The sequence below is a fragment of the Amycolatopsis sp. PSD-21 genome, from assembly GCF_055561455.1.
The window spans coordinates 6,334,965-6,349,750 of sequence record NZ_CM145712.1; the positions used below are offsets into that span (position 1 = coordinate 6,334,965).

General features: G+C 67.9%; 18 protein-coding genes. 7 read left to right on the forward strand and 11 right to left on the reverse strand.

Translation table 11 applies throughout. The features are described from left to right. Positions 1-14: 14 nt before the first annotated feature. Positions 15-1,121, forward strand: a complete 1,107-nt coding sequence (locus ACZ1DY_RS29550; protein WP_465481613.1) for a cytochrome P450 — start codon at positions 15-17, stop codon at positions 1,119-1,121. Between the two features lie 45 nt (positions 1,122-1,166). Here the strand turns inward: ACZ1DY_RS29550 and ACZ1DY_RS29555 are convergent, their stop codons facing one another. The 4 genes from ACZ1DY_RS29555 to ACZ1DY_RS29570 all read right to left on the reverse strand — a co-directional run bounded on the left by ACZ1DY_RS29555 (position 1,167) and on the right by ACZ1DY_RS29570 (position 2,842). Further along, positions 1,167-1,373 carry a CsbD family protein gene (locus tag ACZ1DY_RS29555; protein ID WP_126736724.1) on the reverse strand — a complete coding sequence of 69 codons (207 nt, stop codon included), beginning with the start codon at positions 1,371-1,373 and terminating at the stop codon, positions 1,167-1,169. An 85-nt stretch (positions 1,374-1,458) separates the two neighbouring features. After that, positions 1,459-1,698: a hypothetical protein gene (locus ACZ1DY_RS29560; RefSeq protein WP_465481614.1), complete on the reverse strand. Its 240-nt coding sequence runs from the start codon at positions 1,696-1,698 to the stop codon at positions 1,459-1,461. Next, positions 1,659-2,342, reverse strand: a complete 684-nt coding sequence (locus ACZ1DY_RS29565) for an alpha/beta fold hydrolase (protein WP_465481615.1) — start codon at positions 2,340-2,342, stop codon at positions 1,659-1,661. The genes ACZ1DY_RS29560 and ACZ1DY_RS29565 overlap by 40 nt, the downstream gene beginning before the upstream one ends. After that, positions 2,342-2,842, reverse strand: a complete 501-nt coding sequence (locus tag ACZ1DY_RS29570) for an ATP-binding protein (RefSeq protein WP_257489932.1) — start codon at positions 2,840-2,842, stop codon at positions 2,342-2,344. Before ACZ1DY_RS29570 ends, ACZ1DY_RS29565 begins: the two co-directional genes overlap by 1 nt. Positions 2,843-2,980: 138 nt before the next feature. Here ACZ1DY_RS29570 and ACZ1DY_RS29575 point away from each other — a divergent pair, with 138 nt between their 5' ends. After that, positions 2,981-3,592: a LysE family translocator gene (locus ACZ1DY_RS29575; RefSeq protein ID WP_192741244.1), complete on the forward strand. Its 612-nt coding sequence runs from the start codon at positions 2,981-2,983 to the stop codon at positions 3,590-3,592. An 11-nt stretch (positions 3,593-3,603) separates the two neighbouring features. After that, the gene (locus ACZ1DY_RS29580) at positions 3,604-4,251 is read left to right on the forward strand and encodes a B3/B4 domain-containing protein (RefSeq protein WP_465481616.1); all 648 of its coding nucleotides are present in this window, start codon (positions 3,604-3,606) and stop codon (positions 4,249-4,251) included. On the opposite strand, the gene ku is transcribed toward ACZ1DY_RS29580, so the two are convergent. Further along, positions 4,238-5,194, reverse strand: coding sequence for a non-homologous end joining protein Ku (gene ku / locus ACZ1DY_RS29585; RefSeq protein WP_126736728.1), 957 nt, complete (start codon positions 5,192-5,194; stop codon positions 4,238-4,240). The genes ACZ1DY_RS29580 and ku overlap by 14 nt on opposite strands. Before the next feature lie 56 nt (positions 5,195-5,250). Next, on the reverse strand, positions 5,251-5,529 hold the full coding sequence (locus ACZ1DY_RS29590) for a YggT family protein (protein ID WP_126736729.1): 279 nt from the start codon (positions 5,527-5,529) through the stop codon (positions 5,251-5,253). Positions 5,530-5,959: 430 nt separating this feature from the next. Between ACZ1DY_RS29590 and ACZ1DY_RS29595 the strand changes: the two genes are divergently transcribed. From ACZ1DY_RS29595 to ACZ1DY_RS29605, 3 genes are all read left to right on the forward strand, one after another. Then, positions 5,960-8,866: an AfsR/SARP family transcriptional regulator gene (locus ACZ1DY_RS29595; protein WP_465481617.1), complete on the forward strand. Its 2,907-nt coding sequence runs from the start codon at positions 5,960-5,962 to the stop codon at positions 8,864-8,866. Between the two features lie 81 nt (positions 8,867-8,947). Then, positions 8,948-9,070, forward strand: coding sequence for a hypothetical protein (locus tag ACZ1DY_RS29600; RefSeq protein ID WP_257485462.1), 123 nt, complete (start codon positions 8,948-8,950; stop codon positions 9,068-9,070). Positions 9,071-9,123: 53 nt separating this feature from the next. Next, a complete protein-coding gene (locus ACZ1DY_RS29605; RefSeq protein WP_465481618.1) occupies positions 9,124-10,197 on the forward strand; it encodes a SagB/ThcOx family dehydrogenase in 1,074 nt (357 codons plus the stop codon). Positions 10,198-10,731: 534 nt separating this feature from the next. On the opposite strand, the gene ACZ1DY_RS29610 is transcribed toward ACZ1DY_RS29605, so the two are convergent. Continuing rightward, the gene (locus ACZ1DY_RS29610) at positions 10,732-11,880 is read right to left on the reverse strand and encodes an HNH endonuclease signature motif containing protein (RefSeq protein ID WP_465485726.1); all 1,149 of its coding nucleotides are present in this window, start codon (positions 11,878-11,880) and stop codon (positions 10,732-10,734) included. A 355-nt stretch (positions 11,881-12,235) separates the two neighbouring features. Then, complete coding sequence (locus ACZ1DY_RS29615) at positions 12,236-12,931, reverse strand: methyltransferase domain-containing protein (protein WP_465481619.1); 696 nt, start codon at positions 12,929-12,931, stop codon at positions 12,236-12,238. Between the two features lie 28 nt (positions 12,932-12,959). Between ACZ1DY_RS29615 and ACZ1DY_RS29620 the strand changes: the two genes are divergently transcribed. Next, complete coding sequence (locus ACZ1DY_RS29620; protein WP_257485459.1) at positions 12,960-13,385, forward strand: helix-turn-helix domain-containing protein; 426 nt, start codon at positions 12,960-12,962, stop codon at positions 13,383-13,385. Here the strand turns inward: ACZ1DY_RS29620 and ACZ1DY_RS29625 are convergent. The 3 genes from ACZ1DY_RS29625 to ACZ1DY_RS29635 are packed head-to-tail and all read right to left on the reverse strand — an operon-like array spanning position 13,357 to position 14,765. Continuing rightward, positions 13,357-13,944, reverse strand: a complete 588-nt coding sequence (locus ACZ1DY_RS29625; RefSeq protein WP_465481620.1) for a DUF305 domain-containing protein — start codon at positions 13,942-13,944, stop codon at positions 13,357-13,359. The genes ACZ1DY_RS29620 and ACZ1DY_RS29625 overlap by 29 nt on opposite strands. A gap of 49 nt (positions 13,945-13,993) precedes the next feature. Continuing rightward, positions 13,994-14,374, reverse strand: coding sequence for a DUF6153 family protein (locus ACZ1DY_RS29630; RefSeq protein ID WP_465481621.1), 381 nt, complete (start codon positions 14,372-14,374; stop codon positions 13,994-13,996). A 19-nt stretch (positions 14,375-14,393) separates the two neighbouring features. Next, positions 14,394-14,765 (reverse strand): ArsR/SmtB family transcription factor, encoded by a 372-nt coding sequence (locus ACZ1DY_RS29635; protein ID WP_192741235.1) that lies wholly within the window; start codon positions 14,763-14,765, stop codon positions 14,394-14,396. Positions 14,766-14,786 lie beyond the last annotated feature (21 nt).

Here is a 14,786-nt window from a genome sequence, read left to right on the forward strand (position 1 = left end):
ATGAAGGAGTTCTGGTGCTCCCCGATCCGTTCGCCGCGACGACCCGCGGCATCACCGAACCCGACCCCGTCCGCCCCGCGCTGCGGGCCGCCGGCCCCCTCGTCGAAGTGGCCGCCCCCGAAAGCGGGAGCGCGTGGATAGTGACCGAGGAAAAGCTGGCCCGCGAGGTCCTGGCGGACCCGCGTTTCGCCAAGGATCCCGCGCTCGCCCCCGAGGGCTGGACCAGGTTCGAACAAACCGCCGCCGAACAGCCGTCCCTCACCACGTTGGACGGCCCCGGCCACGCGCTCTTGCGGCGAGCGCACGCTCCTTTGCTGAGCGCCAAACGGATCCAGGCGCAATCCGATCGGATTCACCGGATCGCGCGAACACTGCTGGCCGATCTCGGCGACGGCACGGTCGACCTCATGGACGGGTTCTCCACCCGTTTCCCGCTGACCGTCCTGCTCGATCTGCTCGGCATCCCGCTGCACCTGCTCGACGCCGCGGTCGACGCCTGCCGGCGCATGTCCGACCCCGAACCGGGCGCACAGGGCAAGGCCATCGCCGCGATCGCGGATCTCGCCGCCGCCGGACTGACACCGAACCGGACGGGGCTCGCGACGGAACTCCGCGACAACCTCCCGCCCGAGACGTCCGAAAAGGACCTGAGGTATCACCTGTTCGCGTTGATCTTCGCCGGACAGCTGACCACCGACGCCTCGATCGGGTTCCTGATCTCGCGGCTCCTGAACGAGGACGACGCCTCCGTGAACGATCTCGTCCGCGAAACGCTCCGGGAACATCCGCCCGCGCCGTTCACGCTCTGGCGGTTCACCACCGCGGAACTCGACCTGGCCGGGATCCGGCTCCCCGCCGGGGCCCCGGTGCTCGTCGACATCCAGGGCATCAACACCGACCCGGCCAGGAAACCGGGCCCGGACCTGACCTTCGGCGCGGGCCCGCATTTCTGCGTCGGCGCCCAGCTCGCGCAGCTCGAACTGCGGGCGGTGGCGACGGTTCTGCGCACGGACTTCCCCGAAGCCCGGCTGGCCGTGCCCTACGGCGAACTCCGGCAGACGTTCCTCGGCGGCATCCAGGGGACGCGGCTCACGAGCCTGCCGGTGGTCCTGCGCGACTGAAAAACGGGCCGGGGCGCGGAAATCCGCTGCCCCGGCCCGGAGACGCTACTTCTTGAAGGTGTCGCGGACCTTGTCCGCCACGTCGCCGACGGCGTCCTTGACGTTTTCGACCGCGCCCTTGAGACCGGCCTTCGCCTGGTCCGCCTGACCTTCCGCGCGCAGTTCCTCGTTGCCAGTGGCGTCGCCGGCGGCCTCCTTGGCCTTGCCGCCGAACTCCTCGGCCTTGTTGCTGATCTTGTCACCCAACGACATCGTGTCCTCCTCAGGATCGAACGCCTTACCCTCGAAGGACAAACGAAGATCGCGATTCGTCACGCGCACGGACGGGTGATGGGCCTCACCCGAGCAGCGACGCCACGGCGGCCGCGAACGCTTCAGGGGCTTCCTGCGGGACGTTGTGCCCCACCCCCGGCAGGACCCGATGCTCGTACGGCCCGGTGAAGTACTCGCGGTCGCCCTCGGCGCTCGGGCCGCCGATGCCGTCGTCCCCGCTTTCCAGCACCACCGCCGGCACCGTGATGGCCGGCTCCTCCGCGATCAGGTCTTCGAGCGCCTGGTACCGCGGATCGCCTTCCACCAGCCCGAAGCGGTGCCGGTACGAGTGGATGACGACGTCGACGAAGTCCGGGTTGTGGAGGCTGGGGGCGCTGGCCGGGAACGCCTCGGCGGCACCGGTCCAGGTCGGCGACCAGGTGCGCCACAACAAGGCGCACAGCTCGTCGCGGTTCTCCGCCAGCCCGCGACGGCCCCGCTCGGAATGGAAGTAGAACTGGTACCAGTACGTGCGTTCCCATTCCGGCGGTGCGGGTTCCCCGCGTAGGCGAGGTTCTGGACGTTGTAGCCGTCCACCGAGACGAGCCCGCGCACTCGCTCGGGCCGGAGCGCCGCCGCGATGCACGCCGCGCGGCCACCCCAGTCGTATCCCGCGACGACGGGCTTCTCCAACCCCAGCGCGTCCAGGAAATCGAGCAGGTCCTGGGCGAGGGCGGCCTGCTGTCCGGAGCGCGGTGTCGCCTCGTCGAGGAAACGCGTCCCGCCGAACCCGCGGAGATACGGGACGTACACCGAGGCTCCGTCCGCCGCGAGGAGCGTGGCGACCTCGTCGTAGGCCCGCACGTCGTACGGAAAGCCGTGGAGCAGGACCACGGGCGGCCCGCCCGCTTCACCGAAGTGCTCGTACTCGATCTCCAGGACCGGTGTGGTGACGCGCTTCGTGGCCATCAGCCGGACCAGCCGCTCAACCGGGTCAAAAGCCGTTCCAGGACTTCGGGATCGGCGCCGACGGGCTCGCCGGAGACGGGTTCGTCCACCAGGGTGCGACGGTCGCCCCGCCTCGGCAACCGGACCTGTCCGGCCGACAGGCCACCGGGCAGCGGCAGCTCGCACCAGAAGGTCACGCCGCGGGTCTCGCTCGGCGCCACCCCGGTCCGCTCACCCGGCGCGGGCGTCGGCACGGGGAGCCCGTCCAGCTCGTGGTCGACCTCGATGACCAGCACGTCCGACCGCAGGCGCAGTCTCAGCGTCAGGAACGGCGGCTCCTTCGGATCGGCCGCGTCGACCAGCGTGCCCACCAATCTGGCGGCGGCGGTCTTCGCCTGATCGAGCAACGGCCGCAAGGACCAATCCGACAAGATGAGACGGACGAAGAGCTCGGAACACAACACGGCATTCGGTTGTGCCACCAGCCGGAGGTCGTCCACCTGGGAAGTGCGCGCGCTCAAACCAAGGCCTTCCTCGTCGACGTGCGAGCGTGCATCATGCCACTCCATCCGGTGAACCCTTCACGCCGGGCTTTGGTCCTGTGAAGTCCACCGGCTTTGGCTCTGTCCGTCGGACCAAAACGCGCGCACAGTGATCTCGTGAGCATCGCCTTCCTGATCACCACGCTGGTCGTGGTCGCCACGCCCGGCACCGGCGTGGTCTACACCCTTTCCGCCGGGCTGGCCCGGGGCAGACGCGCGAGCGTCATCGCCGCGCTGGCGTGCACCCTCGGCATCATCCCGCACATGATCGCCGCGATCACCGGCCTCGCGGCGCTGCTGCACGCGAGCGCCGTGGCGTTCGAGATCATCAAGTACCTGGGCGTCGCTTACCTGCTCTACATGGCGTGGGCGACGTTGAAGGACCGCGAAGCGATCGTCGTGGACGGTGATCCCGAACCCGCGTCGACCCTGCGGACGATCACCTCCGGCGTGCTGATCAACGTGCTGAACCCGAAGCTGACACTGTTCTTCTTCGCGTTCCTCCCGCAGTTCGTCCCGGCGGGCGAGCCCGGTTCGATTCCCCGGATGCTGCTGCTGAGCGGGGTGTTCATGCTGGCTACCTTCGTGGTGTTCAGCGTGTACGGCGTCCTCGCCGCCGGCGTGCGGCACCACGTCCTTTCCCGGCCGCGCGTGCTCTCGTGGCTCCGGCGGGTCTTCGCCGGTTCCTTCGCCGCGCTCGGCGTCAAACTCGCGTTCACCACCCAGTAGACAGGTTCGGCATGAAGCTCCAGCACCACCCGGAAATCCGCGCCGCTCACCCCGGCCTCGCCGTCGGCACGCTGCAGGCCACCGGCATCACCACGGAAATGCCGGTCGACCTCGAGAAGTTCCTCGCGCGGGCGACGCGGCGGCTCGCGGACGGGCCCGAATCGGAATTCCCCGAGATCCAGGCCTGGCGGCGGGCGTTCACGAAGATGGGCCTGAAGCCGACGCAGTACCGCTGCGCGTCGGAGTCACTGCTGCGCAGGCTGCGGAAAGAAGGCACGCTCCCCCGGATCCATCCGGTGATCGACCTCTGCAACGCGGTCTCGGTCGCCTACGCCATCCCGGTCGCGGTGCTCGACGTCGCGAAGATCAGCGGCTCGCTGGAGGTCCGCCACGCGCGGGGCGACGAGAAGTACGTGACCTTCGCCGGCACCGTCGAACACCCGAACCCCGGCGAGGTGATCTTCGCCGACGAGGACGGTCAAGCCCACGCGCGCCGGTGGACGAACCGGCAGAGCGGGCACTCCGCGGTCTCGGCCACGACGTCCGACGTGCTGATCGTTTCCGAAGGGCTGCACGCGACAGCGGCCGAGGACGTCCGGCTGCTGATCGAGGCCATCGCGGGCGAACTGGCGACGGCGGGTGTCGTCACGACGCCTTGAGCGCCTTCTCCAGGCCGGCGCGGGTCATCTTCGACCGCCCCTTGATGTTCCGCTCCCGCGCCAGCTTGTCCAGATCCGCCTTCGACAGCGAGGACAGGTCTTTCGCAGCAGCCTTCTTCGCCGCGGTCTTCTTCGCGGCCGGCTTCTTCGCGCCCGACTTCTTCTTGGCCTTCCCGCTCTCCACGCTCTTCGAAAGCGCCTCGAACAGGTCGACCACCTTCGTCGGCTCACCGGGTTCGGTCGCGGGCGTGATGGTGTCGCCCTTCTTCTTGGCCTTGATCAGCTCCCGCACGCGGTCGGTGTAGGTGTCGCGGTAGTCCTCGGGCCGCCAGTCGTCGCTCATCGCGTCGATCAGGTTGACGGCCATGTCGAGTTCCTTGCCGCGCGCCTTCGCCTTGCCCGGCAGGTCCGGCAGCTGCTCGGCGGGATCCCGCAGGTCGGCGGCGAAATGCAGGGTGTTGAGCACCATCACGCCGTCCCCGGAGCGGACGAGCGACAGGTACTCGCGGCCGCGCATGACGAACTTGGCGATCCCGGCCTTGCCAGAGGAGTCCATCGCCTCGAGCAGCAACGCGTACGGACGCTCGAACTCGTCCTTCGCGGGCGCGAGCCAGTACGTCTTGTCGAAGAACATCGGGTCGATCTCGTCCAGCGCGACGAAGCTCTCGATGTCGAGCGACTTCGACCGGCCGGGGGCGATCTCGTCGAGCTCCTCGGGTTCGACGACCACGTACTCGCCGTTGTCGAGCTCGTAACCCTTGACGATGTCCTCGTAGTCGACTTCCTTGCCGGTGCGCTCGTTCACCCGCCGGTACCGGATGCGGTCCTCGGTTCCGCGCTGGAACTGGCGGAAATGCACCGTATGGTCCTCGACCGCGCTGTAGAGCCGGACCGGCACCGTCACCAGGCCGAGCGAAAGCGAACCGCTCCAGACCGGACGCATGGGCACTCCTCTCCTCCAGTGGGCTGGTACCCGGAATCGAGGCGGATCACACCTGGTCAGAGGCTGAACGCGAGGGACTGCAGGAGGACGACCCCGAGGAACACGAGGGTGAAGGCGAGGTCGAACGCGACCCCGCCTGCCCGAACCGGGCGCACGACGCGGCGGACCGGCGCCAGCACGGGCTCGGTCAGCCGATGGGCGATCCCGCGGGCCCGGAAGGCCCAGCCGGGCGGACGGGTGGCGAGGTTGACGACCCAGTCCAGCACCATGCGGACGATGAGCACGATCAGGAACAGGGTGAGCAGGTAGCCCAGCAGATCACCTAGAGCACTCATGGCGGCACACTCCTCTTTGGTCCAGTGTGCCGCGCTTTGCTGGGAGCAACCTGTGACGAAAGAAAGGGCTACCAGGGCGGTTGGCCACCCCCAGTTCGAAGGCCAACCGCCGCGGAGCCCCTACCCGCGGTTCGGCGCGCTGCCCCGTCGCTCCGACCCGCCAGCTGTGCCTTCAGCTTTCCAAGGCCCTGCATCGGAATTACATCGGCTCTCCACCGCATGGCATCCGCGCAGTTCAGGAGTGGCCGGGCGTAGAATCGAACCGGTTTCAGGGCAGCCCCGTGCCCGTCCGTTAGGCCGAATGCCGTAAGGCGCGCACCGCGCCGACCTGGCTGGCGGCCGAAGCGGTGGGCTAGGGTGCCGGTCAGCCGCCGAACGGACTGGAGGTAGTGCGTGAGCACGCTCACGGTCTCGGACGACATAGTCGCATATGACCGCTGATCGTTTACCCGATTCGGCGGGATCGCCCACCGGCGGCCCATCCCAGCTCAGCTTCTCCGTTCTCGGCCCGCTCGAAGCCGAGGTCGACGGTGTCCCCGTCCGCTTGGGCGGACGCCGTGAACAGCGCCTCCTCGCCGCCCTGCTGATCAACGCGGGCAGGCTGGTCCCGGTGTCGTACCTGATCGGCACGATGTGGCCGGAGAACCCGCCGAAGACCGCGGTCCGCCAGGTCAGCAACGCGATCGCGCGGCTGCGGCACGATCTCGGCGTGGCCCGGTCCGCCGTGGTCACCACCGGATCGGCGTACCGCGTCGTCGTCAGCAGCGCCTCGCTCGACTCGGTCCGCTTCGAAGCGGACTACAACCAGGGCGCCGAACTCCTGTCCGCCGGGCTGATCTCCCAGGCGGCCGCCAAGCTGGCGGACGCGCTCTCGCTCTGGCGCGGACCGGCGTTCGACGGTCTCGAAGGCGACGCCATCGAGCAGACGGCGCGACGCCTCGACGAAGAACGCCTGGCCGCCTGCGAGCTCCTGATCGGTGCCAGGCTCCGGCTCGGCGAAACCGAAGCGGCGGCTCGCGAGGCCTTCGACCTCGCCGCCTGGCATCCCACGCGCGAGACCCTGCAGTGCCTCACCATGCTGGCGCTCTACCGGGCGGGCCGCGGCGCCGACGCGCTCCGGACGTTCGACCGGACCAGGGTCGCGCTCGCCGAGGAGCTCGGCGTCGACCCGAGCGCCGAACTGAGCGCGCTCCACCAGCAGATCCTGCGCGCCGACGCCGAGCTGATGACGGACGGCGCCCTCGTCCGCTACGGCGTCGGCGGGCTCCGGGCCGGAATGGACACCGGCGGACGGCGCGAGGACGCGGACGCGCAGAAGGCGCTGTTCCCCCGCCCCGCGCAACTTCCCGCGGATCTCCCCGCGTTCGGCGGCCGCGCCGCGGAACTGCGGACCGTCCTGGAGATCGGCCAGGCGGGCTCCTCGGCGGGGCCGAGGCTGATCGCGATCGACGGGATGCCCGGGGTCGGCAAGACCGCGCTGGCCGTCCACGCCGCACACCGGCTCGCGCCGCTGTTCCCCGACGGGCAGCTCTTCGTGAACCTCGAAGGGTTCTCGCCCGCGGGCGACCCGGTCGACCCGGGAGCCGCGCTCGAAGCGCTCCTGCGGTCGCTCGGCATCCAGGGTTCGGACATCCCCTCCGGGACCGAACAGCGCGCGGCGCTCTTCCGGAGCTGCCTCGCCGGCAAACGCGTGCTTCTGGTGCTGGACAACGCCATCGGGGCGGCGCAGGTGAACCCGCTGCTGCCCGGCTCGGCGAGTTGCTGCGTGCTGATCACCAGCCGCACCCGGCTCGTGGACCTCGACGGCGCCGAGCTCCTCTCACTGGAACCGTTCAGCCGGGCCGACGCCGTGGATCTGCTCGGCAGGATCGTCGGGCCGTCGCGGTTGAGGAGGGAATCCCCCGACGCGGCCGACCAGGTCGCGAGCCTGTGCGGTGATCTCCCGCTCGCACTGGCCGTCACGGCGAGCAGACTGCGCGCGCGGGCGTCGTGGACGCTCGACTTCGTCGCCAGGCAGCTGCGCGACGAACGGAACCGGTTCGGCGAGCTCACCGCCGGGGAACGCGACGTCGCGGGCGCCTTCCGGGTGTCCTATCTGAACTTGACCGAGACCGAGCGCCGGGTTTTCCGCCGGCTGAGCCATCATCCCGGCGCCGCTTTCGATCTCCACTCGACGGCGGCCCTGGCGGAAGTGAGCCTCGGCGAGGCCCGCCGTCTCGCCGAACGCCTCGTCGACGTGAACCTGCTGCGCCAGCCGTCGATGGACCGATACGAGATGCACGACCTGCTCCGTAGCTATGGTCGTGAACTCCTGCTCGCCGAGGAGCCCGAGCACCAGCGCGAGGCGATGATGCGGCGGCTGTTCGACTACTACCGCAGCACCGTCGCGGCCGCGATGGAGTTCATCGACCCGGACTCCGAAGACGAGCCGGGTGGCCTCGAGGTCCCGAAGAGCGAGTTCGGACAGTCCTTCGCGGACTACGACCAGGCGGCGCACTGGATGGACGCGCAATGGCAGAACGTGCTGCCGGTGGCCGTCGCGATGAACAACCACCAGCAGTACTCCGACCTCGTGCCCTTCTGTTCGGCGGTGTGGCGCTACTTCGACAACCGCGGCTACTACCGGCAGGCCAGGGAGCTGGAGACCCTCGCCCTGTCCGCGGCGCGGGTCACCGGGAACGTGGTCCTCGAGTACCAGGCGCTGCACATGTACGCGCTGACCCTGTGGCGGCTCGACGAGTTCACCGAAGCGAACAGGCTGTTCAACGAGGTGTTCGAGCTGGCAGCGACCACCGGCGACATCCGGATGCAGTGCCGGGCCAGGGGCAACTCGGGGGTCACCCACTGGCTCAAGGGCGAGTCGGACGAGGCGATCGAACACCTCGGCTGGGTCCGCGAGACCGCCCATGCCCATGGCAGCGTGCTCATCGAAGCCCGCGCCAGGCACCGGATCGGGCTGATCCACACCGAGAACAGGCGTTATCCCGAAGCCGCCGAGGAACTCGACAAGGCGCTGAGGCTGGCACAGGAGAACGAATCGCCCGATCTCGAGGCGGAATGCTTTCTCGCCCTCGGTATCAATTCGCGCGGACTCGGTGACGGCGCGCTCGCGGTCAGTCAGTTGACGACCGCGGTGGAAGTGCTCGAATCGACCGGGAATCGCAGCATGCTGCCCATCGCCCACAAGGAGATGGCGTTCGCGTTCGACATTCTCGGTGAGCGACTGAATGCGGACCGTCATCGCCGGTTCGCATTGCGCCTCTACAGCGATCTCGGCATTTCGGAGTCGCCGGAGGTTCGCGAACTCAAACAGCGCCTGAGCGATTACTCGGCGTAATTGTCCATTCTGCTCCGGTACTCTGTTGGCGTGGGTATATTCGCTTGACCGGAGTAACCACTCACGGAGAGGATCGGCGGCATGCACGACGAGGATGACGACGAGTTCTTGTACGAGCTCGAAGCGGAGTACAAGGCGCAGAGCACTTGGGGCGGGTTCGAGCCGCCTCCGCACGGCGGGCCCCCTTTCCGCTCGCCACGCTGAATGACCTGACGTATTCGGAACGTATTACTGGGGACTGGGGCACAAGACATTCGATGCTGGTCAGGGTTTCCTCGTGCGGAACGCTTTATTGGTCCGATGGTGACGTCGTCTGGGACGACCATCTCGGCCATCGCCAGCTGAAACTCGCCGAGGGAACCGAACGCGTGCTGCGCTGGTTCAGTTCTTGGCGGGAACCGGAATCGATCCGCACTGCGGACGAGAATCCCGAGATCGGGGAAAGGCTCGTCCGTATCGCGCGAGCGATGATCCGGTACGACGTGCTGGTGGTCAAAGGTTCTTCCAGGCAACAACGGGAAGAAGAGATCCTTCGGGATTGGGGCCCTTGGGGAACGTCCGCGCGGGCGTTTCACTTCGGCACCCGTTCCTTGCGGGAGACCGAGTTCACGACCAGCGAAATGACGGCGAAAACCTTGCTGGAGAAGGCGAAGGCCAGTCCTCCGCCTTCTCCGGTGAGGCCATCCGGCGAGCACGACGCGATAGCGCTGCCCGAACCGTCACCGGAACCCTTGAACGCGATCGCGCTGGGCGACGCGCTGAACCAGCGCAGAAGTGTCCGCGAGTTCGGCGAAGAACCCTTGCGGCTGCGCGATTTGAGCACTCTCCTCACCGTGGCGAGGCCGACGAGGCCCGAAACGCATTCCGACATCCCCACCACCGGGAACGTCTTCAAGACGAGCCCGTCGGGCGGAGCCCGGCATCCGACCGAGGTGTACGTCTACGCGAGGAACGTCGAGGGCCTGGATCGGGGCGCCTACCACTACGACGGTTTCTCGCATCGCCTCACGCCACTGGACGCCAAGCTCGACGACGACGAACTGACCACCCTCGCCGGCGACCAGCAGTGGACCCGGAACGCCGGCGCGCTGCTGATCTATACCAGCGTCATCGAACGGAACCAATGGAAGTACCCGGTGAGCCGCACCTATCGGGTACTGCTGATGGACGTCGGGCACCTGAGCCAGACCGTGTACCTGATGGCGACCGCGCTGGGACTGAACGTCACGTTCACCGCGGCGCTTCGCGATGAACTGGTCGAGGACCTTCTCGGCTGCGATCCGGCCAGCGAGCTGGTGCTGGGCATGTCGGTGCTGGGCACTCGCTTGTGAATGCCTGATGATGTAGCGCTTTGCCGTATTTCGGCGATGGGGCACTTTGGCCGTCGGCATGACGGCTATGGTGCGGCCCGGTGCGGATGAACCCCAGGACCGCATGCAGCGCGACAGCCGCTGCGAGTCCTGTCCACGCGCTCGGCCGTTGCCGTATTTCGGACAATGTGGTGGCGGTATCTCCGGGGCTCGGCGAACGAGCTACGTATCGACCCGCGTGGCCGTCATTCGGCGATGACACCTCACCGAGGCACTGTCGCCGCTGTGAACCTCAGAGCGTGCTCGCGGCCCGCCATTTTTCGGCAACGCCTGGCCGGGCAGCAGTCCTTAACCAAGCGGCGCGGGGATGCGGACGGTCGCCCAGGACCGAGTCCCTGTCGATGGGCTCAGCCGTCGCCGTATCTCGGGCAATGCGGTGGCGGTATCCCTTGGGACTCGGCGAACAAAGTGCCTTGGACTACATATCGACTCCCGTGGCCGTCTTTCGGCAATGGTCCCAGCCCTGGGGCGCCGTGGCCGTTTTCCGGCGACGTTTCAGAACGGTGGTTCCTCGGCACGAGGTTCGTGCAGTGGCGGTGGTGTGCTGTCGTAGCTCTGCCCAGTCGGCGTGGTGATGGTGAGAGTGCCGTCGGCGTCGAGTCGGTAGACCCAGCCAGGTTCGTCTTTCAACCGGTGGTCCCGGCGGCACAGATCGATCAGCTCAGTGTGAGCGGTGTGGCCGCCGTGCTGCCACGGCACCGCATGGTCAAGATCGCAAGCCTGAGCGACCCGGTGGCAGCCGGGTCTTCGGCATTCCCGGTCCCGCACCCGCACGAACTCCCCCAACCCCGCGGTGGGCCGATACCGGTCACGACCCAGATCCAGCACCTGCCCCGAGAGGGGGTCGGTGACGATCCGCCGCAGGACGGTATCGGGCCCGGTGGCGATGTGCCGGGCCAGGGCAGCCGGAATATGCCCGTGCCCGGCGAGCTCGGCGGGATCATCGTTCAGCCCGAGATAGGTGTTCAAATCCATGTACAGGAACACCTCGGACCGTTCACTCCCACCCTGCCCACCCAGCAACAAATCAAGGGCCACATCCGCACGCAGCTGATCCAGAGTGCGAGGCTCCCCACCAGTCTTGAGAGCGCGGGCTTCACGATCGATCCGGGTGTAGGCAGCGGCGACCTTCTCCACCGGCCCGTCCTCGACCTCGATCGACGCCACCCCAGCCTCGCCGTGGCGGATCGACAACCGGCGCCCGGCACGATGCCGCTCCGCACGCCGGGCCGCGCCCTCGCGGTCGGCCATCATCGCCGCATGATTCGCCGCCTTCCGAACCTGCTCGGAATTCCGCCCCGGCAACCGATCCTCCAGCACCGCGTCCACCGCACGCGCATCGTCATCGGACAGCCACGCAGTCGCGGCAGCGACCTTCATCGCCCCATAGCCACCCACCTTGCCCCGATCCAGCAACCCCAGCGTGCACGGAAGCCGCGTGGTCAACGCCTCCGCCGTCGACACCAGCCCAGCCGCGTGACCGTCCACAACAGACAACCCCAGCGCAACCTCCTGCACCACACCGCCAGCACCGCCACGGTGACGACTCAACTGCGCCAACGCACGAAACCGCACCGCCTCCAACCGCGCGATCCCCTCAGACGCAGCCACCGCAGCAGCAACAGCATCGCCGTCCTCCAACATATCCAACGCGCCATTGACCTCCTTCAAAACATCAGCCGACGTGATTTCCTTGAGTACCGCCACAATGGCGTTGCGGGTATCCACACACCGAAGCTACAACCGGCCACCGACAGTTTTCGCACCCACGAGCTTTTCCTTTGAACCACAACGGTTTCGGCACCAAGTTGCCCTGTCGTCGAATTTCGGCAACGGCCCGAACCCACCCACCATAGAACCGGAAGCCTTCAAACCACCGTGTACCACAACGCTTCCAACACCCTCTTGCCCGTCGCCGAATTCCGGCAACGCCCAGCCCACCTCACGCCAGAGCACAACAACCACCGACCCCCGTCACCAAATCCCGGCAACGACCACCTCACACCACCCCCGAAGCCAAGAACTGCGGCACAGCCACCTCCCCGACCTGATCCGCCAGCCAGATCTCCCCCTCCGCCACCGAAATCGCCCCCGCCCGAACAGCCACCTCCACCAGCCCACGCAAGAACCCCACCCCACCGAGGAACCCGACCACTCCCTCGACCGACACCTCACGAAACCCGCTCCCGACAAGCAACCGCCGGAACCCACGCGCGATCCGCGGCGCGGTGATCACCGAAGCCCGCGCACGCACGATCTCCCGGGTCAGCGCCGGATAGTTGGAATCGATCACCAGCGCCTCCCAGTCGGGCCCGGACAACACGATCCGTCCACCAGGGACCAGAACCCGCCGAGCCTCCGCGAGGGCGGCCTCGGGATCGGCGAGTTCATGGAACACCTTGTCCGCCCGGTAGCCCGCGAACCCACCCTCGACCGGCAACGCGTAAGCGTCCCCGACCAGGAACTCCCGATCGGGTGAACGCCGCCGGGCCTCGTCCACCATCTCCGCCGCAAGGTCGACACCGACGGCGCGGAAACCCAGTGACGACAACTCGGATACGGCGAGCCCGGCACCGCAGCCGACGTCGATCACGGCGGAGCCGGGTTCGAGGCGGAGAAGTTCGTAGGTCCGGGCCCGCAGTTCGGCGGCTCCCGGCAGGGCATCGGCGGCGTCGAGCCGCTGCAACATGGACATACCGGGGATCGTCCGACTTAATGACGACATGAAGTCAAGCACCTTGAGCGTCGGCGAGGTCGCGGAGCGCTTCGGCCTGGCGACGCACGTGTTGCGCCATTGGGAATCCGTCGGCCTCCTCGAGCCTGCCCGGTCGGGCGGCCGGAGGCGGTACGACGACAACGACCTCCACCGGATCGCGATCATCCTGCGTTCGAAGGAGGCGGGCCTGAGCCTCGACGGAATCCGCGAGATGTTCGGCAAGCCCAGCGAGCGCGAAGCGATCCTCAAGCGCCACAAAGAAGAACTCGAACGACGTATCGCGGCCGCGCAGGCGTCGCTCACGATCGTCGACTGCGCGCTCGGGTGCGAGCACGACGACTTCACCCGGTGCGCGCACTTCCGGGAGGCGGTGGCGCGAGCTCGGCCCGCGCCACCGTCCCGGCTCAGCCGAGCAGTGCGCGCATCTCGGTGATCTCGGCCTGCTGACCGTCGATCACCTTCTGCGCCAGCGCCTTGACCTCGGCGTTGCTGCCCTGCTGCAGGGCGGTCTTCGCCATCGAAAGCGCACCCTCGTGATGTTCGATCATCATCTCGAGCCACTGCTTGTCGAACGCGGCGTCCTTGGCTTTGCCGAGTTTCTCCAGATCGCCGTCGGTCATCATGCCGGACGCCGAGCCGTGCCCGGAGTGTTCGCCCGACGGCGCCACTCCCCAGCCCTTCAACAATCCGTTCAGCTGCTGGATCTCCGGATCCTGCGCCTTCTGGATCCGCGCGGCGAGGTCGACGATCTTCGCGTTACGAGTACGGCCGTCGACGAGTTTCGCCATCTCGAGTGCCTGTTCGTGGTGCGGGATCATCCCTTGCGCGAACGTGACGTCGGCCTGGTTGTGGCCGGCCCGCTGGGGATCCGGCGCCTTCACCGTGGACATGGAGTGCCCGGTGGAGGCGGTGTCGGAGCTGGCACAGCCGGTGAGCACGGCGAAGGAGGCCAGGGCGGCGAGCGCGGCCCCGGCCAGTTTCCTGCTGGTCATGGTTCTTCCTCTAAAATCGGTTGTGGTCAGGACGGGACGAACCCGCCTGTCACACCCGCAACACGCAGAGAAGCGACAATCTTTCGGGCACCGGTCTCCAGCGCGGCGGATCACGGCCCGACGCCGAACCGCCGCGCGGACGCGATTTCCAGGTCGTCACCGTCCGTCCATTCCGGACGAGCAGCCAGGAGACGATCAGGAGCACGGCCGCGGCGAGCACCGCGAGGCACAGGTGCAGTCCACTGTGTCCACCGTGTCCAACGCCGTCGTGCGAAGACGTGTCCGCGCAACACGGATCAGCCATCGCGACGGCGGAGTGCCCGGCGTCGTGCCCGGATTCAGCGACGACGTGGTGCATGCCGACCAGACCCAGCGCCACCACGCACAACAACAGCCACCACAGGGCGGCCGGGTACGCGGGCTGGGTCACGGCTCCACCGTAGCCGGATTCAGCGCGCCGCCGGACGGTGGGGTTTCCCCGCCGAATGCAGTGCCGGGATGTCCCGATCGATGTGGTCGGCGTGGAACAGGGCCTGCGCGAGCAGCCCGCGGACGTGGTCGTTGGCCGCCGAGTAGTAGACGAACGTCCCCTCGCGACGCCCCTTGACCAGTCCGGCGAGCCGCAGTTTCGCGAGATGCTGGCTGACCGCCGTCGGCGCCGCTCCCGCCAGTTCCGCGAGACAGGCGACCGAAGACTCACCTTGGAGCAGCGCCCAGAGGACCTTGACCCGCGTCGGATCCGCGAGCAGCCGGAACGTCTCCGCGGCCAGGTGGACCTGCTCCTCGGTGGGCATCTCGAAATCCGGGACCGACTCGTGCATGCCAGGAGGATAGCCGCTATC

Coding starts and splice junctions, on each gene's coding strand:
- ACZ1DY_RS29565 (WP_465481615.1), bottom strand. CDS start 2,342: ATGGCCACGAAGCGCGTCACCACACCGGTCCTGGAGATCGAGTACGAG.
- ACZ1DY_RS29605 (WP_465481618.1), top strand. CDS start 9,124: ATGCTGGTCAGGGTTTCCTCGTGCGGAACGCTTTATTGGTCCGATGGT.
- ACZ1DY_RS29600 (WP_257485462.1), top strand. CDS start 8,948: ATGCACGACGAGGATGACGACGAGTTCTTGTACGAGCTCGAAGCGGAG.
- ku (WP_126736728.1), bottom strand. CDS start 5,194: ATGCGTCCGGTCTGGAGCGGTTCGCTTTCGCTCGGCCTGGTGACGGTG.
- ACZ1DY_RS29580 (WP_465481616.1), top strand. CDS start 3,604: ATGAAGCTCCAGCACCACCCGGAAATCCGCGCCGCTCACCCCGGCCTC.
- ACZ1DY_RS29620 (WP_257485459.1), top strand. CDS start 12,960: ATGAAGTCAAGCACCTTGAGCGTCGGCGAGGTCGCGGAGCGCTTCGGC.
- ACZ1DY_RS29615 (WP_465481619.1), bottom strand. CDS start 12,931: ATGTCCATGTTGCAGCGGCTCGACGCCGCCGATGCCCTGCCGGGAGCC.
- ACZ1DY_RS29595 (WP_465481617.1), top strand. CDS start 5,960: ATGACCGCTGATCGTTTACCCGATTCGGCGGGATCGCCCACCGGCGGC.
- ACZ1DY_RS29635 (WP_192741235.1), bottom strand. CDS start 14,765: ATGCACGAGTCGGTCCCGGATTTCGAGATGCCCACCGAGGAGCAGGTC.
- ACZ1DY_RS29625 (WP_465481620.1), bottom strand. CDS start 13,944: ATGACCAGCAGGAAACTGGCCGGGGCCGCGCTCGCCGCCCTGGCCTCC.
- ACZ1DY_RS29555 (WP_126736724.1), bottom strand. CDS start 1,373: ATGTCGTTGGGTGACAAGATCAGCAACAAGGCCGAGGAGTTCGGCGGC.
- ACZ1DY_RS29590 (WP_126736729.1), bottom strand. CDS start 5,529: ATGAGTGCTCTAGGTGATCTGCTGGGCTACCTGCTCACCCTGTTCCTG.
- ACZ1DY_RS29610 (WP_465485726.1), bottom strand. CDS start 11,880: ATGTTGGAGGACGGCGATGCTGTTGCTGCTGCGGTGGCTGCGTCTGAG.